Source organism: Chryseobacterium sp. Mn2064 (assembly GCF_049319685.1).
Taxonomy (GTDB): domain Bacteria; phylum Bacteroidota; class Bacteroidia; order Flavobacteriales; family Weeksellaceae; genus Chryseobacterium.
This window is the reverse complement of the sequence record NZ_JBMOUE010000001.1, coordinates 1,449,030-1,472,603: the sequence shown is the minus strand read 5'-3', so window position 1 is coordinate 1,472,603 and position 23,574 is coordinate 1,449,030. Positions and strand designations below refer to the sequence as shown.

Annotated in this window: 21 protein-coding genes; 18 read left to right on the top strand and 3 right to left on the bottom strand. The window is 36.1% G+C overall.

The genetic code is table 11. From position 1 onward, the window contains the following. Window positions 1–41 precede the first annotated feature (41 nt). From ACL9RH_RS06495 to ACL9RH_RS06470, 6 genes are all read left to right on the top strand, one after another. Window positions 42–989, top strand: a complete 948-nt coding sequence (locus ACL9RH_RS06495) for an electron transfer flavoprotein subunit alpha/FixB family protein (protein WP_422692528.1) — start codon at window positions 42–44, stop codon at window positions 987–989. A gap of 189 nt (window positions 990–1,178) precedes the next feature. Next, entirely contained in the window at window positions 1,179–1,778 is a 600-nt protein-coding gene (locus ACL9RH_RS06490) for a bifunctional nuclease family protein (protein WP_422692527.1), read from the top strand. Between the two features lie 22 nt (window positions 1,779–1,800). Next, window positions 1,801–3,081, top strand: coding sequence for an MFS transporter (locus tag ACL9RH_RS06485; RefSeq protein ID WP_422692526.1), 1,281 nt, complete (start codon window positions 1,801–1,803; stop codon window positions 3,079–3,081). Window positions 3,082–3,402: 321 nt separating this feature from the next. After that, entirely contained in the window at window positions 3,403–3,789 is a 387-nt protein-coding gene (locus tag ACL9RH_RS06480) for a hypothetical protein (RefSeq protein ID WP_422692525.1), read from the top strand. A gap of 17 nt (window positions 3,790–3,806) precedes the next feature. Continuing rightward, window positions 3,807–4,226, top strand: a complete 420-nt coding sequence (locus ACL9RH_RS06475; protein WP_422692524.1) for a hypothetical protein — start codon at window positions 3,807–3,809, stop codon at window positions 4,224–4,226. A 59-nt stretch (window positions 4,227–4,285) separates the two neighbouring features. Beyond that, window positions 4,286–5,464: an acetyl-CoA C-acyltransferase gene (locus tag ACL9RH_RS06470; protein WP_422692523.1), complete on the top strand. Its 1,179-nt coding sequence runs from the start codon at window positions 4,286–4,288 to the stop codon at window positions 5,462–5,464. 280 nt (window positions 5,465–5,744) lie between these two features. Here the strand turns inward: ACL9RH_RS06470 and ACL9RH_RS06465 are convergent, their stop codons facing one another. After that, window positions 5,745–6,233 (bottom strand): hypothetical protein, encoded by a 489-nt coding sequence (locus ACL9RH_RS06465; RefSeq protein ID WP_422692522.1) that lies wholly within the window; start codon window positions 6,231–6,233, stop codon window positions 5,745–5,747. A 175-nt stretch (window positions 6,234–6,408) separates the two neighbouring features. Here ACL9RH_RS06465 and ACL9RH_RS06460 point away from each other — a divergent pair, with 175 nt between their 5' ends. From ACL9RH_RS06460 to ACL9RH_RS06435, 6 genes are all read left to right on the top strand, one after another. Further along, the gene (locus tag ACL9RH_RS06460; RefSeq protein WP_422692521.1) at window positions 6,409–7,899 is read left to right on the top strand and encodes an MFS transporter; all 1,491 of its coding nucleotides are present in this window, start codon (window positions 6,409–6,411) and stop codon (window positions 7,897–7,899) included. A 152-nt stretch (window positions 7,900–8,051) separates the two neighbouring features. Beyond that, a complete protein-coding gene (locus tag ACL9RH_RS06455) occupies window positions 8,052–10,214 on the top strand; it encodes a M12 family metallo-peptidase (protein ID WP_422692520.1) in 2,163 nt (720 codons plus the stop codon). A gap of 161 nt (window positions 10,215–10,375) precedes the next feature. Then, the gene (locus ACL9RH_RS06450; RefSeq protein ID WP_422692519.1) at window positions 10,376–11,302 is read left to right on the top strand and encodes a mevalonate kinase family protein; all 927 of its coding nucleotides are present in this window, start codon (window positions 10,376–10,378) and stop codon (window positions 11,300–11,302) included. Window positions 11,303–11,312: 10 nt separating this feature from the next. Next, a complete protein-coding gene (locus tag ACL9RH_RS06445) occupies window positions 11,313–12,242 on the top strand; it encodes a UbiA family prenyltransferase (protein ID WP_422692518.1) in 930 nt (309 codons plus the stop codon). A 63-nt stretch (window positions 12,243–12,305) separates the two neighbouring features. Beyond that, window positions 12,306–13,472 carry a proline dehydrogenase family protein gene (locus ACL9RH_RS06440; RefSeq protein ID WP_422692517.1) on the top strand — a complete coding sequence of 389 codons (1,167 nt, stop codon included), beginning with the start codon at window positions 12,306–12,308 and terminating at the stop codon, window positions 13,470–13,472. 237 nt (window positions 13,473–13,709) lie between these two features. After that, window positions 13,710–14,732 (top strand): T9SS type A sorting domain-containing protein, encoded by a 1,023-nt coding sequence (locus ACL9RH_RS06435; protein ID WP_422692516.1) that lies wholly within the window; start codon window positions 13,710–13,712, stop codon window positions 14,730–14,732. Window positions 14,733–14,789: 57 nt separating this feature from the next. Here the strand turns inward: ACL9RH_RS06435 and ACL9RH_RS06430 are convergent, their stop codons facing one another. Further along, the gene (locus ACL9RH_RS06430; protein WP_422692515.1) at window positions 14,790–15,326 is read right to left on the bottom strand and encodes a helix-turn-helix transcriptional regulator; all 537 of its coding nucleotides are present in this window, start codon (window positions 15,324–15,326) and stop codon (window positions 14,790–14,792) included. A 959-nt stretch (window positions 15,327–16,285) separates the two neighbouring features. Between ACL9RH_RS06430 and ACL9RH_RS06425 the strand changes: the two genes are divergently transcribed. After that, the gene (locus tag ACL9RH_RS06425; RefSeq protein ID WP_422692514.1) at window positions 16,286–17,395 is read left to right on the top strand and encodes a M14 family zinc carboxypeptidase; all 1,110 of its coding nucleotides are present in this window, start codon (window positions 16,286–16,288) and stop codon (window positions 17,393–17,395) included. 74 nt (window positions 17,396–17,469) lie between these two features. After that, window positions 17,470–17,874: a hypothetical protein gene (locus ACL9RH_RS06420; RefSeq protein ID WP_422692513.1), complete on the top strand. Its 405-nt coding sequence runs from the start codon at window positions 17,470–17,472 to the stop codon at window positions 17,872–17,874. 69 nt (window positions 17,875–17,943) lie between these two features. Here the strand turns inward: ACL9RH_RS06420 and ACL9RH_RS06415 are convergent, their stop codons facing one another. Then, window positions 17,944–18,444, bottom strand: a complete 501-nt coding sequence (locus ACL9RH_RS06415) for a DUF4920 domain-containing protein (RefSeq protein WP_422692512.1) — start codon at window positions 18,442–18,444, stop codon at window positions 17,944–17,946. A 141-nt stretch (window positions 18,445–18,585) separates the two neighbouring features. Here ACL9RH_RS06415 and ACL9RH_RS06410 point away from each other — a divergent pair, with 141 nt between their 5' ends. The 4 genes from ACL9RH_RS06410 to bla all read left to right on the top strand — a co-directional run bounded on the left by ACL9RH_RS06410 (window position 18,586) and on the right by bla (window position 23,501). Then, window positions 18,586–19,998: an APC family permease gene (locus tag ACL9RH_RS06410; protein ID WP_422692511.1), complete on the top strand. Its 1,413-nt coding sequence runs from the start codon at window positions 18,586–18,588 to the stop codon at window positions 19,996–19,998. A gap of 170 nt (window positions 19,999–20,168) precedes the next feature. Next, a complete protein-coding gene (locus ACL9RH_RS06405) occupies window positions 20,169–20,609 on the top strand; it encodes a GPW/gp25 family protein (RefSeq protein WP_422692510.1) in 441 nt (146 codons plus the stop codon). A 24-nt stretch (window positions 20,610–20,633) separates the two neighbouring features. Further along, a complete protein-coding gene (locus tag ACL9RH_RS06400) occupies window positions 20,634–22,517 on the top strand; it encodes a type VI secretion system baseplate subunit TssF (protein ID WP_422692509.1) in 1,884 nt (627 codons plus the stop codon). 93 nt (window positions 22,518–22,610) lie between these two features. After that, window positions 22,611–23,501 (top strand): class A beta-lactamase, subclass A2, encoded by an 891-nt coding sequence (gene bla, locus ACL9RH_RS06395; protein WP_422692508.1) that lies wholly within the window; start codon window positions 22,611–22,613, stop codon window positions 23,499–23,501. The last annotated feature ends 73 nt before the right edge of the window (window positions 23,502–23,574 follow it).

The following is a 23,574-nucleotide window of genomic DNA, read 5'->3' as shown; positions in this document are numbered from 1 at the left end:
TCTTTAAATTTTTCAATCTTTTAATTTTTAAATTTAAAAAAATGGCAGTATTCGTATACGCAGAAAATATAAACGGAGTTTACAAAAAAGCAGCTTTTGAAGCAGTTTCTTATGCTAAAGCTATCGCTGATAAAGCAGGAGATACCGTTACGGCAATCTCTGTAAACCCAACAGATTCTTCAGATTTATTATACAAATATGGAGCATCAAACGTTATCAATATCAAAGATGAAGGTCTTAAAAACTTCTCTGCAAAAGCATTTGCTCAGGCAGTAAGTGAAGTGGCAGACGGAAACATCATCGTTTTCCCTCATACTACAGACGCTTCTTCAATCGCTCCAATGCTTGCAATCATGAAGAACTATTCTTTATTGACGAATGCATTAGAAGCTCCCGAAAGCCTTTCTCCATTCCAGGTGAAAAGGAAAGCTTTCTCAGGAAAAGGTTTCATGCATGCTAAAGCGGAAGGAAACGGAGTAATTGTTACTGTTTCTCAAAATGCTTTCGGAGTTAAAGAAAATGCAGTTTCCGGTTCAGAAGAAGTGAAAAACCTTTCTGTAGCCAATGAAGATACTAAAGTAATCTCTCACGAGCAAAGTTCGGGCAAATTAGACCTTAAAGAAGCTGAAATTGTGGTTTCTGCAGGAAGAGGAATGAAAGGTCCTGAAAACTGGGGAATGATTGAAGATCTTGCCAACGTTTTAGGAGCTGCTACAGCTTGTTCTAAGCCTGTTTCAGACATCGGATGGAGACCTCACACAGAGCACGTAGGACAAACAGGTAAAGCAATTGCACCTAATCTTTACATTGCAGTAGGAATCTCAGGAGCAATCCAGCACCTTGCCGGAGTAAACTCTTCAAAAACTATCGTAGTAATCAATAACGACGCTGAAGCACCATTCTTCAAGTCTGCTGATTACGGAGTAGTAGGAGATGCTTTCCAGATTATTCCTGCCTTAACAGAGAAAATTAAAGCAATAAAAGGATAAGAAAGTAAATGGTGAATAGTCAATTCGCTTTGCCCGTCAATTTTTAATTAAATAATCCACTTGCGAAGCAAAATTCACTATTGACTTTTGACAATCATCAACAATACAGATAAAAGCTCGGCTTTCCGGGCTTTTATTTTTGTGTAAAAAAGTGAAATCAAAATAAAAAATTAATCTATATTTGTAGCTATGGATTATAAGCAGCTAATTATTCGCGGAATATCGTACAGCCAGACACAATCAGGGGCGTACGCATTGTTATTGGAGCATGAAGAAACACACATAAAATTACCTGTTGTTATAGGAAATTTCGAAGCTCAGTCTATCTCTCTAGGACTAGAGAAAGATATTCATCCACCGCGCCCTCTTACCCATGACTTATTCACAAAATTTATAGTTTCTGCCAATTATGAGTTGATGTCTGTGATCATTTATCAGATCGTAGACGGAGTTTTCTTTTCCAATATCAACTTTAAAAATAAAGTGACAGACGAAGAACTAATTCTTGATGCACGAACTTCTGATGCCGTTGCCATGGCTGTAAGATTTGATGCACCTATCTTTACTACTCAGCAGGTTTTGAACGAAGCCGGGATTCTATTGGAGCTGGAAGATGTTTCCAAAGAAGATCAGTCTTTCTCAGAAACAGTACAAAATGAAGACAATTTGAAATCTCTTTCTATGGAAGAACTTCAAAAGCTACTGGATGACGCTGTGAAAGAAGAAGATTATGATACCGCCCTTGAAATTCAGGAAGAAATCAAGAGGAGGAAAAAGAAAATTGACTAAAGAGATACTTTTTATATAAACTATGAATTTAAAATTACGACTGACTGTTCTGAATTTTCTTCAGTTTGCAGTTTGGGGAGCTTATCTGACTTCCATGGGGAATTACCTTGGTTCAGTAGGATTGGGCTCCAAAATTGGACTTTTCTATGCCATGCAGGGGATTGTTTCTATTTTTATGCCTGCACTTATGGGTATTATTGCAGACAGATGGATACAGGCTCAGCGACTACTTGGTATCTGCCACTTATTGGCGGCAGGATTCCTGATCGCAGCAGGGTACTACGGAATGTCTGCAGGAAACAACGTTGACTTTTCTAAATTATTTACCTTATACAGTTTGAGTGTAATGTTCTATATGCCTTCTATTGCATTATCAAACTCTGTAGCGTACAGTATTCTGGTCAATAATAACTTTGACACCATTAAAGCCTTCCCGCCAATTCGTACTTTTGGAACCGTAGGTTTCATTTGTGCTATGTTATTTGTGGATTTTACAGGTTTTCAGAATAACTATTCCCAGTTTTTTGTTTCAGGAGTACTAGGAATTGTACTGTTCTTATATTCATTTACTTTACCGGAATGTCCTGTTAATAAAAGTGATGACAAAAGAACTCTGTATGATGCATTAGGCCTTAAAGCATTCAGTTTGTTTAAAGATAGAAAAATGGCAACGTTTTTTATCTTTTCAATGTTGCTTGGGGTATCCCTACAGATTACAAACGGGTATGCCAATCCTTTTATTACAAGCTTTAAAGATATTCCTTCGTTTAAAGAAACATGGGGAGCCAATCATGCTAATGCACTGATCTCTCTTTCTCAGGTTTCAGAAACAGCATGTATCTTATTGATTCCTTTCTTCCTAAAGAGATTCGGAATTAAGAAAGTAATGCTGATGGCGATGTTTGCCTGGGTACTAAGATTTGGATTGTTTGGAGTAGGAAACCCTGGTGGTGGAGTATGGATGTTTGTCCTGTCTATGATCGTTTACGGAATTGCCTTTGACTTCTTCAACGTTTCAGGTTCTCTTTTCGTAGACAAAGAAACAGATAAAAGTATCCGTTCAAGTGCTCAGGGAGTATTTATGATGATGACAAATGGTTTTGGTGCTACTATTGGTATGCTTGCTGCACAGGAAGTAGTGAATCATTATGTTTTCTCTCAGACTGACCCTATTCTACAACTTAAAGGATGGGAAACGTCATGGTATATTTTTGCAGGATATGCATTGGTGGTAGCGGTGTTATTTGCCTTTATATTTAAGCATAAACACGTGCCTGAAGATGTTTCCTCTGTAAAACACTAGTTTATACCCATATTATTTAAAATATAAAATTGCATTTTTCTAAATGCAATTTTTTTTTACCCTTTTTCAAACAACAATTTGGAAGACTATCAGAAGATTTCCTTATTTCTTTTGGTACCCGTGTTTTGATGAAGAAAAAAGCAGAGAAAAAAGGATAAAGGTTGATTTTTAAATTGATAATAAATCTGTTTTTTATTTATATAATCATTAAAAATAGTAGATCTTTTTTATTGCTAACAACTGTTCGGGTACGTAATTTCTATTTTTAAAACACACTGTTTAAAAGTGTGTTTTTTTTTGTATTTTGGCACTTTAGTAAATATGAAAAATATTCAGTTATTAGGATTACTGCTTGTTGTTGCAGGTAGTTTTTTACCTTTAGTACACGTACCTATCATAGGGAACTGGAACTATTGGAAACTTGATCATTACCTGGCTATTGCATGCTGGATTTTTGCTGCATGTGCCGTGTTCGGGATTGTAAATAACAGTACCAAAATAGTACGCTTTTTTGGAATACTGCTTATCATTCTGTTTGCATTCACTTTGGTAGCTGTTAAAATGCAGTCTTTGCAATATTTCAGTTTTTTACCCTTCAAATCCTGGCAGGAAACATTTGCTGGAGTTGTGAAGCTAAAGTGGGGTTGGGCAGTGGAATTTTTAGGAGGTTTTCTAATGGTTTTTGCCGGAAATAATAACCGTAAATAATAGAGTACAGATATACTATGAAACTTGTAAAAACATTATTTTCTGCAGGAATACTATTGATAGCCGCTACTCAGGTTCAGGCACAATCTAAAGATAAGGAAACAAAAAAACTGGATAACCCGGTTAAATGTGCCAACCTAAAGGAAGGTAAATTTTTGAATCCTAATTATCCCGAATCGATCTGGTATATGACGATTAAAGACAATATTCAGACAGAATATTTAAACAATGGAAAAGATTTCATCAAATCTACAGTAGTTTTTCTGGATGACTGCAACTACAAAAGGATCGTTATGGAAAAATCTGACAAAAATGATCCTGCACAGGTAGGCGATGTTTTCAATAATAAGATCGTGGCTACTCAGGATAACCTTCTAAAGGTTAACACTACATTTGAAGGATCTCAGTTTGATGTCGTATACGTAAAAGTAAAATAAATTTAAATTATAAAAATGAGGCAACAGCTTCGTTTTGGCTAAAAATAAAAATTATATACATGAAAGAAGTATTCATTGTTTCCGCAGTAAGAACTCCAATGGGGAGTTTTATGGGAAGCTTATCAACAGTTCCGGCTACAAAACTGGGAGCAACTGCTGTAAAAGGAGCATTAGACAAAATCGGATTAGATCCTAATCAGGTTCAGGAGATTTATATGGGAAATGTTCTTCAGGCAGGAGAAGGTCAGGCACCGGCTCGTCAGGTAGCTTTGGGAGCAGGTCTTTCAATCAATACCCCTTCTACAACCGTTAATAAAGTATGTGCTTCAGGAATGAAGGCTGTTACTATGGCTGCTCAGGCTATCAAAGCTGGAGATGCAGAAGTAATCGTAGCAGGAGGTATGGAAAATATGTCTTCAGTTCCTCATTATTACAATGCAAGAGTCGCTACAAAATTAGGCGATGTTAAAATGTTGGACGGAATGGTATTGGACGGTCTTACAGACGTATACAACAAAGTACATATGGGAGTATGTGCAGAGAAATGTGCTGTAGATTACAATATCACAAGAGAAGATCAGGATAACTTTGCGATCGAATCTTATAAAAGATCTGCAAAAGCATGGAGCGAAGGAAAATTCAACGAAGAAATTGTACCGGTTTCCATTCCACAAAGAAAAGGAGAGCCTGTAATCTTTGCTGAAGATGAAGAATACAAAGCCGTAAATTTCGACAGAATAACAACTCTTCCAACCGTATTCAAAAAAGAAGAAGGAACCGTAACAGCTGCCAACGCATCTACTTTAAATGACGGTGCATCTGCTCTTATCCTTGTTTCTAAAGAAAAAATGGAAGAACTGGGACTAAAACCATTAGCAAAAATCGTTTCTTATGCTGATGCTGCTCAGGAGCCTGAAAACTTCACAACAGCTCCGGCAAAAGCTTTACCTATCGCTCTTAAAAAAGCTGGTCTTGAAGTTTCAGATATCGATTTCTTCGAATTCAACGAAGCATTCTCTGTAGTAGGATTGGCAAACAACAAAATCTTAGGATTAGATGCTGCTAAAGTAAACGTAAACGGAGGAGCTGTAGCATTAGGACACCCACTGGGAAGTTCTGGTTCAAGAATTATTGTTACCCTAATCAACGTATTGAAGCAAAATAATGCAAAATATGGAGCTGCTGCAATCTGCAACGGTGGGGGTGGTGCATCTGCAATTGTTATTGAAAACCTATAATCATTACCTATAACCCTATTTTGTGGTTTCAGATATAAAAATCGGGGTCCTTGGACCCCGATTTTTAGGTTATAGAATATAATGCCGCGGTCTCCCAACCCCTAAATTGAGGTTGATGATAGATAATTTCCGGTCCCTGAACCCCGTCGACGAGGTTGCGAATACCTACGGATAAGTTCAAGACCGCATCGGAGTATTTCCAGACCCCGCAATAGATATTACTTAACCCTTTTCATGCCATAAAAATATCCAGAATATTGGTTCCGGATATCTTATTTTATTAAGGTGTTTCTTTGGGGAGAGTTTCATCTGGCCTCAAAGATTTTCCAAAAAACTGTTTCAGTTCATTCTGCTTCACTTCAAACCCAGGCGATGCTGTTCCTGCTTTATAAGCGGTAAAAGCATAGTCTGTAAGCGCTGCCTGGTAGTTGTCAAAATCATGGAGGGTTTTTGCGCTTTTTAATCTTGTAATAAGACTTTCCAGCCGTGTGATAAAACCTTCATAGTTCTGGCGTGAGGTGAAATCCCTGCTGAATTCCTCCCAATCTATTTCGGAAGCACTCAGCGAAGGCTGGCTTTTCCTGAAATCCGAGACTTTGTTCACGAGAAGTTTGTTTTGTTCATTAATGCTGCCATACTTCTGACGGTCTTCCGGTGACAGGTTTACCGTAATCATAGCAAGAGCTGTTTCAAGTGAGGAAAGGGCAGTAAGCGCCGCTGTCAGTTGCTCAGCCGTGAGGTGAGTACTGCTTAAATTAGTAAGTGCCATTATTTGTGTTTTTTTGTTTTAACAATTACTAAAGTAGTAAAAAAAAATGATTAGAATATATTGACGATAATATTTTTTAGAAGAATAGTTTGCAATTATTATCTCCAAATTAAAATTAAAAACCGTCGAATATTCAGCGGTTTTTTTATTTTTGTGCTACTAATATTTATTTGAAATGTCTGAAACCGAGAATCGACAGTCTAAAAACATAAAAAATAATCCTAAGATTATGAAAGCCTGGGCTGTATACGACTGGGCAAACTCCGTGTATTCCCTGGTGATTACCTCTACTATTTTCCCCATTTATTACTCTATTCTTACCACCGCGTACGAGAAAAAAGAATATATTGCGGAAACCAAAACATGGATTGATGTTCCGGTAAGACATTTGATCAAAATTTTTGGGAAAGAATACCAGCCGGATGCGGTGTACGGATATTCTTTAACGATCTCGTTCTTTATCGTAGTATTATTGTCGCCATTTTTATCTTCTTTGGCAGATACTATTGGTAACAAGAAATCGTTCCTGCAGTTTTTCTGCTATCTGGGAGCTACTTCATGTATGGGATTGGCGATGTTTACAGGAATGCATAATGTCTTTTTAGGCCTTCTTTTCAGTATCACAGCCAGTGTTGGGTTTTGGGGGAGTTTGGTTTTCTATAACTCGTTCTTACCGGATATTGCCACACAGGACAGACAGGATGCTCTTTCCGCTAAAGGATATGTATATGGATATATAGGTTCGGTGGTTTTAGTAGTGATCTGTCTGATAATGATCCAGGTTTTTGCTAAAGGGGCAGCACAACAATTATTATTTACAAGAATCAGTTTCTTATTAACGGGAGCATGGTGGTTTGGGTTCTCTCAATATACCTTTAAGCACCTTCCACAATTTGGAAATGTAAAAGAAAAGCTTCCTAAAGACTTAGTATTACTGAACTATAAAAATATCTTTAAAAAACATGAAGAGCAGGGTGGTTTCTTCGAAGTATTGAAAGACAATATGAGTTTTTATGTAGATATTGCCAAAGAAAGCTTCCACGAATTGTTTAAAGTAGGAGGGGTACTTTTCAAAGACAAGAATCTGAAATTTTTCCTTTCAAGTTTCTTCTTTTACAGCGTAGGAATGCAGACGATTTTCCTGATGGCTACATTATTTGGAAAAAGTGAAATTAACCTTGCTCAGGATAAACTGATCGGAACTCTATTGGTGATTCAAATTGAAGCCATCATTGGAGCGGTGATCTTCTCAAGATTATCAAAAAGAATTGGAAACAAAAATGTCATATCAATAGCCATTATACTTTGGATTGTAGCGTGTTTATGGGCTTACTTCCTTAATAAAGAAAACCCTACGGTAGAATATCAGTTCTATGGAGTGGCAGCAGTGGTTGGTTTAGTAATGGGAGGACTTCAGGCGATGTCGAGATCTACCTATTCAAAACTGCTTCCTGAGGATTCCATGGAAAATACGACTTACTTCAGTTTTTATGATGTATTGGAAAAAATTGCCATCATTATAGGAACCTTTATATTTGCTACTTTGATTGAACATTTTAATAATATGCGAATTGCAGCCTTATCAATGACCATATTTTTTGGTGCAGGATTGATTCTGATAAGATTCCTGAAAGTCAAAATGAGAAAAGACAGAGAAACTTTATAAAACATAAAAGACGTTATTTTTAACGTCTTTTTTTTATTCATTGATTTCTTAGAATGGTAATATTGATATTATTCTAGGGAAAAAAGAGATTATTTTTCACTATTCTTTGATTTTTTTGTTTATTTGCAAAAGAGATAAAAATTGTCAGAATCATGAAAAAAATTCTATTGCTTTGCTTTTTGCAATATTTTGTTATTGGTTTTTCTCAACAATTGAAACCAATCGCCCAAAAAGTTTCACAATATCATAATGAAAAAACAGAGCTTAAAAGCTATAATTTATTTGAGGTAAATACATCCCCGGATAAATTGGCGGAGTACAGACGCGCTGCTACAGACATTACGGTAATGTCGTTAAAGACTTCTGAACTGAAAAGGCTGACCAAAGAGAAGCCGGATTTCATCGAAATTACGATTCCATTTGACGGAGGCAGACAGATTACAGTGGAAATGTATAAACATAATATCTTAACCAACGATTTTAAAGTGGTTACAGATAAAGGACAGGCAGTAGAATATACGCCGGGAGTATACTACCAGGGAATTGTAAAGGGGGACAATACTTCAATCGTTGCCTTCAGTTTCTTCAACGATGATGTGATCGGAGTGGCTTCAACCCTGGAGTTGGGAAATGTAGTGGTGGGAAAAGCTAAAAATTCTGATGATTTTGTAAGCTATTCAGACTCTAAATTAACAGGTTCCAATCCTTTTTCGTGTGAAGTGGATGGCTTGAAAGAAAATCAGGTTCAAAGGCCTACTTTTAATCCTAACGAGACAAGCAGTAAAAAAACAAGTAACTGCGTAAGAATTTATTATGAAGCAGGATATGGTCCTTATACTCAAAACGGAAGTAATACAACTACGACAACCAATTGGGTTACAGCGATGCATAATAACGTTTCAACACTGTATACCAATGAAAGCGTAAATGTAGCGCTAAGCGAGGTTTTTGTATGGACAACAACGGATCCTTATTCAGGATCACCGAGCGGAATTCTGAACCAGTTTAGAACCACCAGAACCTCTTTCAACGGAGATTTGGCACAGTTATTAAGAAATCCAGCTACTACGAGTATTGCGTTTGTCAACTCACTGTGTACCAATTATAAATATTCCTATTGTGGAATGAATTTTAATTATCAGAATGTTCCTACTTACTCATGGAACATTGAAGTGATGACGCATGAGCTGGGGCACAATTTAGGTTCTCCACATACTCATGCCTGCTTCTGGAACGGCAATAATACAGCGATCGACGGGTGCGGACCTGCATCGGGTAACAATGAAGGATGTACTGCGGCACTTCCAGCTTTAGGTGGAGGTACTATCATGAGCTATTGTCATTTATTAAGCAGTGTGGGAATTAATTTTGCCAACGGTTTCGGAGTACAGCCGGGAACGTTGATCAGAAATACGATAGACTCAAAAGGATGTCTTGGGACCAATTGTACAACATCATGTGCTGGAGCAATCACGAATCTTGCTATTGCCAATATCACTCAGAACTCGGCAAATGCTACTTTTACCGATGCTGCTTCAACATCATGGAAATACAGGCTTACCACAACCAACGGAACAGTAGTATCTACCGGAAATGCAACGACACCTGCTTTTAACTTTACCAATCTTCAGCCGGCCACTTATTATAATCTAAGTATAGGAACTGAGTGCAGCGGTCCTAATGCTTTCCTTACCTCAAGACTTTTTCTGACGGATGGAGCATGGTGTGACGGAGTTCAATTTACCGATACAGGAGGTACTACAGGTCAGTATAAAGATAATGAAGAGATTGTAAAGACATTTTATCCAACTTCAGGCTCTACAATGACCATGAATTTTACAGAATTTGATCTTGAGCAAGGGTATGATTTTATGTTTATCTATAATGGACCTTCTACTTCTTCACCATTATTTGCTAATGGAAATAATCTGACAGGAAATACAATTCCTGGTCCGTTTACATCTACAGATCCTTCAGGTGCTATAACGGTAAGATTTGTTTCTGATGGAGGCGTTACCGCAAATGGCTGGAATGTAAATTTCGGTTGTAGTGTACTTGCCGTTGAGGATGTGAATATCAAAAATAATACAGTCAATATTTATCCGAATCCTGCCAAAAATATGATCATTCTTTCCTCAAAAGAGGCGTTGAAATCATATAAAATCTATGATGAAGCGGGAAGATTGGTAAGCTCTGCATCTTCTTTAAAAGGAAATAAACAGGAGATAAATATTACTTCTCTTCAGACAGGAAACTACGTAATCACCGTAGAAACCGAAACCCAAACCATCAACAAAAAACTGATCAAACAGTAATTTTGCAATAAATTCGAAAAAAAGCCTGAGATTCTCAGGCTTTTTTTATATTTTTAAGACGCAGATAAAGCAGAAAAGGCCAAAATAATTCATATTCGGCCTAAGTTTTGCTTATATTCAGCGGAATAATTTTTAACTTTGCAAAAAGATTTATTGTCACAATGACCAACCCATTATTTTATGCAAAAATAATTCTGTTTGGAGAATATGGAATGATTGAAGATTCCCAGGGACTTGTAGTACCTTACAGTTTCTATAAGGGAACTTTGAAATTTTCAGATTTAAGCTCTGAATTTGAGCTCAATTCCAACAGACATCTGCAGAAATATTCTGATTTTCTTACAGCGCTAGATCTTTCCGATGATTTTAAATTGGATATAGATAGCTTCAAAAATGATATTTCAAACGGCCTTTTCTTTGATTCCAACATTCCTCAGGGATATGGAGTAGGAAGTTCAGGAGCTTTGGTTGCTGCTATTTTTGAAAAATATTCAATCAGCAAACTGAACCCGGACAACATATCAAAAGATAATCTTAAAAAATTAAAAGCTGTTTTCGGTGAAATGGAAAGTTATTTCCATGGGAAAAGTTCAGGGATGGATCCTTTGATCTGTTATATGAACCTGCCAATTCTTATTGAAAATAAAGAAAATTTGGACCGGGTTTCCATTCCTGATGGTGAAGAAGGAAAAGGAGCTATCTTCCTGATCGATTCCGGTATTACAGGAGAAACAGGCCCTATGATTCAGATTTTCTTTGAAAAAATGAAAACTGAAGGTTTCCGTAAAACGCTTAAAGAAGAGTTTATCCGTTACAACAACGCTTGTATCGAGGCTTTCCTTAAAAAAGATATGAACCCGTTCTTCAGAAATTTAAAAAAACTTTCTCACTGGGCTTATGAACATTTCCGCCCTATGATTCCTGAAAGTATTTTCAATATCTGGAAAAAAGGGCTCGATTCCAACGCTTATTATCTGAAACTTTGCGGAAGCGGAGGAGGTGGATATATTTTAGGATTCACCAAAGATTATGAGAAAGCTGAAAAAATGCTTGACGGCTTCCAAAAAGAAGTGATTTACAGATTTTAATTAGATTGGAATGAATTCTGAAAAAGAAACTTTCCAATCTAAAAATTATGTCTCAAAATCTGTATTTTACAGATTTTCACAATTTGTGGGCTTTCTCCTCGGAGCCCGTTTTTTTGTAGCGGTTCTCCTTACATTTGCCTTATACGTTTCTACTTTTTTCCTGTTTAACCAGGATGAATCTTTTAGAAAATTTGTATTTGATTTCAAAGTACACGGTATCATTTTCTGTACGGTACTTACCATTCTGGCGGGAGGAATCATCAACCAGTTTTATGATTTGGAGAAAGACCATATTGTAAAACCTTTCAGAACCCGGGTTCAGAGCTTTATCAAGCAAAAATATTTTCTATATGCTTATCTGGCTCTCAGTGCTATTTCTTTAGGAGTTGCTTGGACGATTTCACATAATGTTTTTGTATTTTTTGTGGTGTATCAGTTCTTCATGTGGTTGTACAGCCATAAACTGAGCAGAGTTCTGATTGTGAACAATCTTACCTTTGTCAGCCTTACATTATATCCTTTTTTCGGAATGATGGTATACTATGAAACATTTTCTAAAAAAGTTTTTCTGATGGCTGTTTTTCTGTTTCTGATTCTTTTATGCATTGATATCGTAAAAGATACTCTCACAAAAACAGTTGATAAAACATTCGGATATATTACTATTCCGAACTACTTTAAAAGCCGAACTACCAAGATCATTCTGATCTCTTTACTGTTGGTAACAATGGCTGTTTCTATGAAAATCATTACCAAAACAGGAGTTTCAGGTTTTATGGCTTATTACTTTGCCGGCGGACTCTTTGTGATGATTATATGCATTTATCTTTTCTTAAACTCTACTAGAAGAAGCAACTTTCTTACGCTGAATATACTACGTTTCTGGGTTTTTGTAGGAATTATTGCAATGCTTTTAAATGGAATAGAGCATAAATTGTAAAAAAAATCTTTAAATAAACTGAGGTTATTATTACCTTTGCATAACTAAATTTAATAAATAGGAATGCCCATTTTTAATGATACCAAAGTTGCATTTGCAGACAAGTCTGATGCACAATTGAGAAAGGCTTACTGGATGTTTAAAATGATTGAACAACCTGCTCTTACAAGCCTTGGAACTTCTGTTCTTAATTTCACAGTACACAACAACTTTCCTTTCGTTACAGGAATTGTAAAGAAAACCTTATTTGAGCAGTTCTGCGGTGGAGAAACCCGTGAAGAAAGTATGAAGGTTGTAAAACAGCTTTTCAAAAGAGGAGTTGGAAGTATTTTCGATTACTCGATTGAGGGGAAGGAAGATGAGGAAACTTTTGATGCGGTATGCAAGGAGATTAAAGATATTGTAAGATTCTCAGTAGGAAATCCGGCCATTCCTTTTATTGTTTTCAAACCCACTGCTTTTGGAAGAATTGATCTGTATGAAGCCGTTGGAAAAGGAGCGGAACTTACCACAAGTCAAAAGGAAGAGTGGGAAAGAGTAGTGAGAAGGTTTGATGAAGTATGCAGCCTTTGTCATGAAAATGACAAAAAAGTAATGGTAGATGCTGAAGAAACCTGGATGCAGGATGCAGCAGATCACCTTTGTGAAGAAATGATGGAGAAGTACAACCAGGAAAAACCTATCGTTTGGAATACCATCCAGATGTACAGAACGAAAAGACTGGAGTATATGGAAGCCAATCTTCAGAGAGCGAGAGAAAAGAATTATTTTATAGGATATAAGATTGTTCGTGGCGCTTATATGGAAAAAGAAAGAGCCAGAGCAGCAGAAAAAGGATATGAAGATCCTATACAGCCTACTAAAGAAGCTTCAGATAAGAATTACAATGCAGGAATCGACTTTGTAATGAATCATCTGGACAAAGTATCGGCCTTCTTTGGAACTCATAACGAGATCTCTTCAGAGCTTATTATGGATAAAATGAAAGCCAAATCTCTTCAAAATGACAATCCACACGTTTATTTTGGACAGCTTTATGGGATGAGTGATAACATTTCTTTCTATTTGTCAGATAAGGGCTATAATGTGGCCAAATATCTTCCATATGGTCCCGTAAAAGATGTTGTACCTTATCTTACAAGAAGAGCTAGAGAAAACACGTCAGTGGCCGGACAAACCGGTAGAGAACTAGGTCTTATTAAAAAAGAACTGGAAAGAAGAAAAAAATAGCAATAGCATCTATAAAAATAAAAAGACTCACTAGTATTGGTGAGTCTTTTTTATTAGAGTTAATTCTGTAAAGGAGTAAAAGTTCCTATATCAGTACTATATTTTGATTGTATAAACGAAATTGATAATTATTTGAATTACCCTTTAATTTATTATCTATTATACGTTAAAATGTTAAATATGTTGGATTTTTAATTTCTATTTCTTATATTTGATTACACCATAAAAACTAAATCTATGAAAAAAAAATTATTTATTACAGTTTGTCTTGCAGCTAATTTTTGCTTTGCTCAAACCTACAATAATGGAGGATTAAGTACAGGAGCTACTTCAAAAAGCGGTACAGCTGCCCCTGCAGGATATACCTGGTCTGAATTACAGAATAATACAGGAAATACTACCGAATCAAATACCAGTTTTGGCCTTGGAGGAACCTATATTTCAACGACATCAAGCTTTTTTCTGGCCGATGATTTTACCATTCCAACAGGAAGCACCTGGCAGATTACCTCAATTGACTTTTTTGCTTACCAGACAGGCTATACAGGAACCACCGCACCTTTTAATACTGTAAGAGTGAATATTTACAGCTCAGATCCATCTATAACTGGTGCTCTAAGTGTTTTTGGCGACGATACAACCAATAGATTCAGTGCAGGAGCAGATGCTAATATGTACAGAATTGGAAGTACTATCATACCGACAACAGTCACAGCCCCGCTCACCAACAGGAAAATATGGAAAATAACCGCAGGTACGGCAGCTACTTTAACAGCGGGAACATATTGGATAAAATACCAGCTTCAGAATGTAGTACCGGCCAGTGGAGGATTTCTTCCCCCTGTCACCATTGCAGATACAAGAGGGCTTCCCACCTTTAATGCTAAACAGTATAATGCGATTGCCGGAACATGGGCCCCTGTTATAGATGATGGAAATCCTACTACGGCACCAGATTATCCATTAGATATGCCTTTCGTTATTACTTTTACCTCTCCAACTCTGGGAACGAAAGAAACTCTTCAGTATGATAATAGAATACAAATATATCCTAATCCTGTAGCAGATAACTTCAGAATTAATAATCCCGAAAGGATTAAGATTACCGGTCTGGAAATTATAGATGCATCAGGTAAACTGATAAAAACATTAAATAGCGCTGAAAGCTATCATGTTTCAGATCTGCCAAAAGGAAATTATATTCTCAAAATAAATAACGAAGGCGGACCTTCCAAAATAACTAAACTAATAAAGCAATAGCTTTAGTTTTCTTCTTCAAATATTTTTTACCTGACCATTTTCTTTGGTCAGGTTTTTTTAGGGCTCAAAACTTTCGAATTTTCCGTTTTCATAGAACAAAACAATTCGCTTTATTTTATGAGCCTGATTTCCAATGGCTTGTGCTAATAAATTTTCTGCAGAATTTTCTAATCGCTGAGAATCGGATATTTTTTCCGGAGCTTTACTTGGGGATGATATAAACGATTCTCCAGCCGTTGTTGGGGACTCGCTAATTTCTGTTTCAACAGTTCCGAATTCTTCATCTTCGTTGATCATGGTAAAAAGATCGGGTAGAGGAGTTGGCTGTATTTTTTCTTCTTCAGCTGCTTTCTCTGGAATTTCTATTTCGGGAAGTTCAGACTTCAGCATAACGCCTTCACCAGTAACCAGCCAATCCCAAAGAAGTTCAGGAAAACGGTTTTTAATTTTTATGATAAACTCCAGGGAAGGTTTATTTCTTCCGGATGTAATATGCGAAATAGAAGAACGCTGCACATCAATTTCATCAGCAAACTCTGAAGGAGTAAGATTAGAATACTCTATAATTTTTGAAATTCTTTCGTTTAAACTCATAAAAATAAGTCTTTAATTATTTTACAAATGTAAATAATATAATTTACAAACACAATACACAAATGTAAATAATTGAAAACTTTATCAATGTACAAATGTAAATTAGTTATAAATACCTAATTAATAGCGATTTATTGCCTATTTACAGTTGTATTATAACGTTTGTAACCATTAAAGTACTATTGATACATATTAACCTCTAAAGTCTCCGAATTAGCTAAATTTCATATAAAACCTGATTAGAAATGTAAATTATCAGGGACTTTAAGCCTCTATTTCACACATAAATTACCAATATGTACTGTTTACATCATTAATTTACAGAAATACAAAATAATTGGTCATTAAGCATCTAAATGTCACATAAATAATTAGTTAATTATGTATACAAGTGTAATTTAAGACTGTAAACTCGTTGTTTTATACTATTTTTCGGTTAGTTTTCAGATAAATGTCTAATATATTTCTAAAATGATGACAGGTAAAATTCCAAATCTATTTTCAAATCCAAATCCTGGCAAATTGGAGAGTATTTTTGAAATTTAGAGCTATTTACATTTGTTTACTTCAATAGATAAGCTTCATATAAGCATTTTATTTGTTTAATTATTTTGTGCCTATTTGTCCTATTTTACAGATATTTCCACTTAAAGTAACCTTACAAATAGTATTAAGGTAAAATTCATAACTAACTGAAATATAAATATTTAAACATATTAAATTAAATTATTCGCAATCCACAATTTTATCCACAGACATTTTGACAATACAAGCTGTTTAACAATGTTACAAGATGCAATTTTATTTTTGGAGTGAAATTTCAGCAGTTTAACTTTGGTATTTGTTTGTTACAATTGTTAATTTGTGTTATTTTCATGAATTTTACGTTAATTTACAGATGTTAATTTATTTTTTTGCCTTAAAATGGTTAAATTTGATTCTTGTAAACTATTCCAACAATGAATTTTGAACAGATCTATTCTCAAAACCCTAATTTCTCAAATCGCTATATTTCTCCTGAAAAATTATTTTCTTACTTACAGGCTAACCTCAGTGATTATATTCAGAAGATCGGAACTTCTTATTTAGATAAACCTATTTATCAATTAAGTATCGGATCCGGAGATATTCACGTACTGGCTTGGTCACAAATGCACGGTAATGAATCCAACGCAACACATGCCATGTTGGATCTTTTGACTACCCTTGATCAAGCTCCTGAAATGAAAGAAGATCTTTTCAGAAAAATAAGGTTAGACTTTATCTTTATGCTAAACCCGGACGGTTCTGAAAGATGGACGAGATTGAATGCAGCCGATATTGATCTAAACAGAGATTTTCACAATGAAGCAAGTAAGGAGATTAAATTTCTTAAAGATGCCGCTGCGTCAAAAAAATATGATTATGCACTGAATCTGCATGAGCAAAGAACGATCTTTACGACAGATGGTATTCATCCTGCTACTCTTTCTTTTTTGGCACCTTCTGAAAACGTTGAGCGTACCGTTACAGAAAACCGTAAAAAATGTATGGCGGTGATCGGAAATGTGTACAGTCATTTGAAAGAAATGATTCCCGATCAGATTGGAAGATATTCAGATGAGTTTTATCCTACTTCTACGGGAGATAACTTTATAAAAGCCGGAATGCCTACGATTCTTTTTGAAGGTGGACATTTTGTAGACGACTACACCAGAAAAGGAACCAGAAAATATTATACTATTGCCCTTTATTATGCTTTGAAGGCAATCAGTGAATTAAATTCGGATACGACAGGTTGGGAAACTTATCTTGAAATTCCGGAGAATAAAGAAACTCATTACGACATTATTTACCGTAACGTAAAGCTGAATACTGATCACGAATGTATTTTAGACATAGCGGTTCAATATAGAGAAATGAAAGAAGAAGGAAAAGACGAAATTTCTTTTATTCCTTTTGTTATGGAAGCAGGAGATGTACGGAAAAGAAAAGGCTGGTTGGAAATAGACTGCACAGGAAAGAAATTTATTTCTGCCACTAAATATCCAAAACTGGATGCAGTAGTAGAATTTAAAATAGAAGATTAAAATAATATAGTCTTTCAGCTGTCAATTTGAAATAGTGCGAGATCAATTTCTGTTTTTGAATTAAAAGTTACCCTATGAAAAAAGTACTGATAGTATTGTGGATGAGTGTAGGAATGTCTTTATGGGCACAAAATCAATCATCCATACCTTATAAAGCTAATGACAGTGTAATGGTAACGGTGGTAATGAGACATCTACAGGAAAATCCGGTAGATTCCATTCAGGCAAAAGTGATGAAACAGAAGTTTTATCAAAAGCTGAATAAAAGCCATGCCCGAATCCTGTCATGGAATGTGGTGATGGGAATTGGCCAGATTATGACCTTACGTTTTAAACCGGAATATACAAGAGAAATCAACCAGGTATTTGAAAGTGGCGCCTGGGGCGGGTTCAAAACAGAGTTTTATCCTTCTTATGATTTTCTGCCTATTTACCCGGTGATGCTGGAAAAAGAAAAGAAACAAACTCAAGGAAAATAATAATCTTTAATAAAAACCGTCCTCAAAAAGTAATTCTTGAGGACGGTTTTATATATTTTGAAACAGATCTTAGTTAATAACTTTAATTCCGTTCGCTACAAATCTGATTTCTTCTTTAGGCTGTGTAATAGCATCAATCTCAGACTGAGGTTTTTTAGCATCTTCGGCATAATGCTTCTGCTCGTTTACAGAAGTTACTTTTCTTTCTGCATTACCCTCCAATACTACGTTTTTACCTTTCAAAGCAGTTGGTACAAAGAAGGCATAGTCTTTCATTTTTACAAAAAACTTTGAGTTGTCCTCCGTTTGGATGGTCAACCAACATCCTTTTTTATCACAAACGTCCGTTACTTTTCCTTTAACGGCTACATTTTCAACCTTTTTGTTATCTTTTTTAAGCTGTTTGTTCAGTTTGTCTACTGTGATAGCCTTAGATTCTATAGATGAAGACACTTCACTTCCGTAAGTATCACCTACCAATGCCTTTCCGGCAGGCGGGCCCATTTCCTGTGCAAAAGCAAGAGAAGAAGCACTCACAGCTGCAGCAAATAATATAGTTTTAAGTTTCATTTTTATTATTTTCCCAAAAATACTAATTAAAATCGAATCATAACGGAATAAAAAATGATTTACAACAGGTGGTTTATCAAATTTCCATTAAAATTCAAAATCAACGAGAGATTTGTTTATATTTGACGCCTATACTTGACTATGCAAAAAAAACTGAAACTATGGGACGCCATTATGTTGGTAATGGGGTCCATGATCGGAAGTGGGATCTTTATTGTAAGTGCTGACATGATGCGGAACCTGGGATCAGGATTCTGGTTGATTGTAGTGTGGATCATCACAGGAATTATGACTGTAGCAGCGGCTATAAGTTATGGCGAACTTTCCGCCCTGTTTCCCAAAGCGGGAGGACAGTACACCTATTTGAAGGAGATTTTCGGTAAAAGAATGGGCTTTCTCTACGGTTGGGGGCTTTTTACAGTGATCCAGACAGGAACTATTGCGGCTGTTGCAATGGCTTTTGGAAAGTTTACAGCTTATCTTATTCCTTCTCTGAATGACGCGGCGCCTATTTTTCAAAGTGGTGAATTTAAAATCACCTGGATTCAGATTCTGGCTATTGCTGTTATTCTTCTGCTTACCTATATTAATACAAGAGGAGTACAGAGTGGAAAAATTCTTCAGAATATATTTACCGGTTCCAAAATTATTGCCATCTTAGGATTAATTGCTTTAGGCTTTATTATGGTTGATTTTTCTCATATGGCCGAAAATTTCAGTTGGGGAACAGAATCATTCAGTAATCTTAAAAAAGATGGAGTAGGTAATTTTCTTAAAGAAGGTTGGGAACCTATCGGCGGAATGACTTTATTAGGCGGAATTGCTGCTGCTATGGTTGGATCGGTTTTCAGCTCTGTGGCTTGGGAAAGTGTAACATTCGTTTCCGGAGAAATTGATAATCCGAAGAGAAATGTAGTAAAATCGATGATTTACGGAACCTCTGCCGTAATGATTCTGTATATCGCTGTGAATTTCGTTTACCTGAATGCGTTAGACAGAGACAGTATTGCTTTTGCAGCTAATGACAGGGTTGCCGTTGCGGCATCGCAAAATATCTTTGGAAGTGCAGGAACCATTATCATTGCGTTATTGGTAATGGTATCTACATTCGGATGTGATAACGGACTTATTTTAGCGGGAGCAAGAGTTTTTCAAACTATGGCAAAAGACGGAATGTTCTTTAAGTCAGCTATCAAAAACAATACAAATGAAGTACCTGAAAATGCTTTATGGATGCAGGGAGTATGGGCTTCTATCTTATGTCTGAGCGGACAGTATGGAAATCTTTTGGATATGATCTCCTTTGTGATCGTGTTGTTCTATATGATTACCGTTTTTGGAGTGATTTATTTAAGAATGAAACAACCCGATCTGGAAAGACCTTACAAAACATGGCTTTATCCGGTAACACCTATTATTTATCTGGTAATCGGAGCGTGTTTCTGTATTCTGCTTTTAATCTATAAGCAGCAATATACATGGCCGGGGTTTGTACTCGTTCTGTTGGGGCTTCCTGTTTATTATTTTATCAATAGGAAGAATGCGGATCATTAAAAATGATAGAGAATATTAAAAAATATAAAAAGATTAAGGGCTTTCAATTCATTTGAAGGTCCTTGTTTTTTGGATAATATTTCAGATACTTTGACAATTATTTAGTGAAAATGTGTATTTTGGTATCTTGTTTTTAAACAAACAGGACCATGAAGTAAAAATAGAAAGTTATGGATACACCAAATTACAGAATGCCTTTCGTACCGTCTACTTTAATGACCGAAGGCGGAAGTATCGATACCTGCGATATGGGGGAAAGTATTGCCCACAATATTATGCTGCTGATCACCACCAAAAAAGGGGAGAACAGATATGATGAGAACTACGGAAACGATGTTTGGAACCTGGAATTCGATAATGGAGTTACCAGTGCCATCTGGGAAAGTGTTTTTATCAAAAGCCTTAAAAGACAGATCCAGGAATATGAACCCCGGATTGTAAACCCGCAGATAGATGCTCATATACAATTTGTAGAACACAGCTACGATACCAAAGAACACACAGAAATCAAAAAGAAAGTAAGAATTGCCATCAATGCAAAAATGGAGGAAACCGGAGAACGCTTCAGTTTTTCAACAGAGCTGTTCCTAAGCCCTATGTCTATTGATTAATATTTTTAACATTGAAAAAAAATTATGAACCTAGATCAAAATATTTATTCCAAAGAATCTGTAAAAGCAAGAATGCTGCAAAATGCCACTAAAGTATGGGGATTGAAAAGTCCGCAATCTTTAGATCCTTTTGTCAAATTACTGATCGATGCATTCAGTACAGAAGTTTTCAAAGCAAATAATGAAATACAGACCGTAAACGCCCGTATTTTAGAAAAGCTGGCCAAACTACTTACCCCATCCATTTATACCCATCCCATTCCTGCTCATTCGGTGGCATTTACACAACCTTACGAATCTTCTGAGATTTTGTTGGAACATACGGAGTTTTTCTTCCGTAAACAAATGACTTCCACCGTAAAATCGGAGTCGGATAAGCAACTTAACATTCCCTTTACTCCCGTAGGAAATGTAAGAATAAATAAAGTTCACACTTCCATCATGTTTGTAGGAAATACTTGCTACAGTATTGATGACAGATTCAATAAAATTCCTATTGCCAGATTTCAGGGCAGACCGGAAGACTACAGAAAAATTACAATAGGAGTAGACGTTACCAAATATGTAAGCGAAAATTTTCCGAAATATTTAAGTGTATTCTGCTCCAATCCAGCTTTTGAACACCTTGACTTTGTCTATAAATTACTCCCTTACATCAATGTTACCAGTAATGGGAATCCTTTATTTGTAAGAGAAGGACTCAGTTACCTTACAGAAAGTCATACCGATGGATACGAGCAGATGTTTAAAGAACAGTCGATCAGAAATAAAGTTATTGAAGATATTAAAAGCATCTACCGTCATAAATTCATCGAGATTACAGGAATTTCCAATACTCTGTTCTCTGAGCCAGGAAAACTCCCTCAAAACCTTGATTTCCTTGCCGGTAAAGAAGAAATTGTAAAATATCTTGACAATAAGCGTTATTTATGGCTCACTTTTGAATTTCCACCACAGTTTTCAGCAGAAATTCTGGATAATTTCTCGTTTGTACTCAATGCTTTTCCAGTTTACAACAGAGGTTGGAAAAAAACAGAATACAGCCTTGATATTATGGGGAACAATATTCCTTTGGTAACAGACGAAGGAGAACACTTTCTGTATGTAGATGAGGTTCAGGATGGTGACGGAAGAAAATATACAGAAATACCTTTCACTCCGGCAGACGATCTTAAAAAAGGATTATACACGGTAAGAAAAGGAGGAATGGAACGCTTTACCAATCGAAATGCAGTAGACATGATTGCCAATGTTCTTGAGCTTACAAGAGACGAAATTGCAGCTTTCTCACTTCTGAACAGAGATAATGTAAAAGGTGTACTCAGCGAAATGTCTGATAAAATGAAATCAATGGTGCAGAAAGTAAATAACGCCAAAAGAAATGTCAGACAGGAACTGAACTATGTCATCATGGAACCTGTAGAAAAAACCGACCATACCTATGCTTCCTTTTGGGTAACACACTGCACGCTTGCCAATCATATGCGTCCGGGAACGGAACTTTCCAACCAGTTGAAATCACAGACCGTTGTTTTGCTTACAGAAACGTTGGGTGGAGCGGAAGAGCAGAAAGGAACAGACAGCATTCAGGCGTACAAATATGCTTTGACTACCAGAGACAAAATTATCTCTCTTGAAGACGTTAAAAACTATTGCCGAATGATTCTGAAGGATGAGCTGAGAGAAGTAAAAGTGAGAAGAGGAACAATGATCAGCAACAAACCTAAAGAAGGCTTTGTAAGAACGGTAGAAGTAGAAATTATCCCACAAAATTATTCTTTTTACGGACGGGCTTATTGGGAAAATATGGCCAATATCCTTCGAAATCAAATCATTGCCAAAGCGATAGACGGAATTGAATATCTTGTAAAGGTAAGCAACGAAGATATTGAGTTCCAGGACATGTAGAAAAATCCTGATTTTAAAAACATAACAAGTATTCAAAGTACCGCATCTCTGCAGTACTTTGAATATTTTTGTACACAATAAAAAAACAAAGAAATGAAAAAAATTGCCCTTTTTGCCACCTTCATCCTTTTGAATGCTCCATTGAAAAGCCAAACAATGAAGGATCTTAGAAACAACCTCAATACGATTATCTCAACAAAAAAAGCCACTGTTGGGATATCCATGAAAGGAGTAGAAGATAAAGACACTTTAAGCATCAATGGAAATAAGCAAATGCCCTTAATGAGTGTATTCAAATTTCACATTGCTTTAGCGGTTCTCAACCAGGTTGATAAAGGAAAACTTAAGCTGGATCAGAAATTCTTTATTAAAAAAGAAGAACTTCTGCCTGATACTTGGAGCCCTATGAGAGAAAAATATCAGGAAGGAAATATAAACCTTACTTTAGATCAATTGTTGAGGTATACAGTTTCCCATAGCGATAATAATGGTTGTGATATCTTGTTGAATATCCTCGGCGGAACAGAAGTCGTTCAAAAATACATCAATCAGCAAGGGATTAAGGATATTACCATAAAAGTAAACGAGAAGGAAATGTCTTCGTTCGACCAATGTTATGTCAATACAAGTACGCCTTTAGATACCACAGAACTTTTGGAAAAATTTTACAAGCGAAAAATTCTGAAAAAAGAAACCACTCAATATCTATATCAGATCATGGTAGAAACATCAAGAGGACTGACTTGGATGAAGGCCGGATTACCAAAAGGAACAGAGCTCGCACATAGAACAGGTATTTCAGGGCGCAACGAAAATAATTTAAGAGCTGCCATGAACGACGTCGGAATTGTAACCCTTCCTAATGGCAAACATTTTATATTATCTGTTTATCTGAAAAATATTACCGAAGAAATGGCAGATACTGAAAAAATCATCGCTGACATCAGCCATGCAGTGTGGGAATATTACATCAGTAAAAAATAAAGGATCATTTCAAATTCCAACCTTCAATAGAAACGGGCTCATGCCCGTTTTGTTGTTTTTTATAAAAAAACCT

Bases quoted from the DNA above. Each gene is read 5' to 3' on its own strand.
- ACL9RH_RS06445 (WP_422692518.1), top strand. From the start codon at position 11,313: ATGAATTCTGAAAAAGAAACTTTCCAATCTAAAAATTATGTCTCAAAA.
- ACL9RH_RS06485 (WP_422692526.1), top strand. From the start codon at position 1,801: ATGAATTTAAAATTACGACTGACTGTTCTGAATTTTCTTCAGTTTGCA.
- ACL9RH_RS06450 (WP_422692519.1), top strand. From the start codon at position 10,376: ATGACCAACCCATTATTTTATGCAAAAATAATTCTGTTTGGAGAATAT.
- ACL9RH_RS06460 (WP_422692521.1), top strand. From the start codon at position 6,409: ATGTCTGAAACCGAGAATCGACAGTCTAAAAACATAAAAAATAATCCT.
- ACL9RH_RS06455 (WP_422692520.1), top strand. From the start codon at position 8,052: ATGAAAAAAATTCTATTGCTTTGCTTTTTGCAATATTTTGTTATTGGT.
- ACL9RH_RS06400 (WP_422692509.1), top strand. From the start codon at position 20,634: ATGAACCTAGATCAAAATATTTATTCCAAAGAATCTGTAAAAGCAAGA.
- ACL9RH_RS06430 (WP_422692515.1), bottom strand. From the start codon at position 15,326: ATGAGTTTAAACGAAAGAATTTCAAAAATTATAGAGTATTCTAATCTT.
- ACL9RH_RS06415 (WP_422692512.1), bottom strand. From the start codon at position 18,444: ATGAAACTTAAAACTATATTATTTGCTGCAGCTGTGAGTGCTTCTTCT.
- ACL9RH_RS06470 (WP_422692523.1), top strand. From the start codon at position 4,286: ATGAAAGAAGTATTCATTGTTTCCGCAGTAAGAACTCCAATGGGGAGT.
- ACL9RH_RS06490 (WP_422692527.1), top strand. From the start codon at position 1,179: ATGGATTATAAGCAGCTAATTATTCGCGGAATATCGTACAGCCAGACA.
- bla (WP_422692508.1), top strand. From the start codon at position 22,611: ATGAAAAAAATTGCCCTTTTTGCCACCTTCATCCTTTTGAATGCTCCA.
- ACL9RH_RS06435 (WP_422692516.1), top strand. From the start codon at position 13,710: ATGAAAAAAAAATTATTTATTACAGTTTGTCTTGCAGCTAATTTTTGC.
- ACL9RH_RS06425 (WP_422692514.1), top strand. From the start codon at position 16,286: ATGAATTTTGAACAGATCTATTCTCAAAACCCTAATTTCTCAAATCGC.
- ACL9RH_RS06410 (WP_422692511.1), top strand. From the start codon at position 18,586: ATGCAAAAAAAACTGAAACTATGGGACGCCATTATGTTGGTAATGGGG.
- ACL9RH_RS06440 (WP_422692517.1), top strand. From the start codon at position 12,306: ATGCCCATTTTTAATGATACCAAAGTTGCATTTGCAGACAAGTCTGAT.
- ACL9RH_RS06420 (WP_422692513.1), top strand. From the start codon at position 17,470: ATGAAAAAAGTACTGATAGTATTGTGGATGAGTGTAGGAATGTCTTTA.
- ACL9RH_RS06465 (WP_422692522.1), bottom strand. From the start codon at position 6,233: ATGGCACTTACTAATTTAAGCAGTACTCACCTCACGGCTGAGCAACTG.
- ACL9RH_RS06405 (WP_422692510.1), top strand. From the start codon at position 20,169: ATGGATACACCAAATTACAGAATGCCTTTCGTACCGTCTACTTTAATG.
- ACL9RH_RS06495 (WP_422692528.1), top strand. From the start codon at position 42: ATGGCAGTATTCGTATACGCAGAAAATATAAACGGAGTTTACAAAAAA.
- ACL9RH_RS06475 (WP_422692524.1), top strand. From the start codon at position 3,807: ATGAAACTTGTAAAAACATTATTTTCTGCAGGAATACTATTGATAGCC.
- ACL9RH_RS06480 (WP_422692525.1), top strand. From the start codon at position 3,403: ATGAAAAATATTCAGTTATTAGGATTACTGCTTGTTGTTGCAGGTAGT.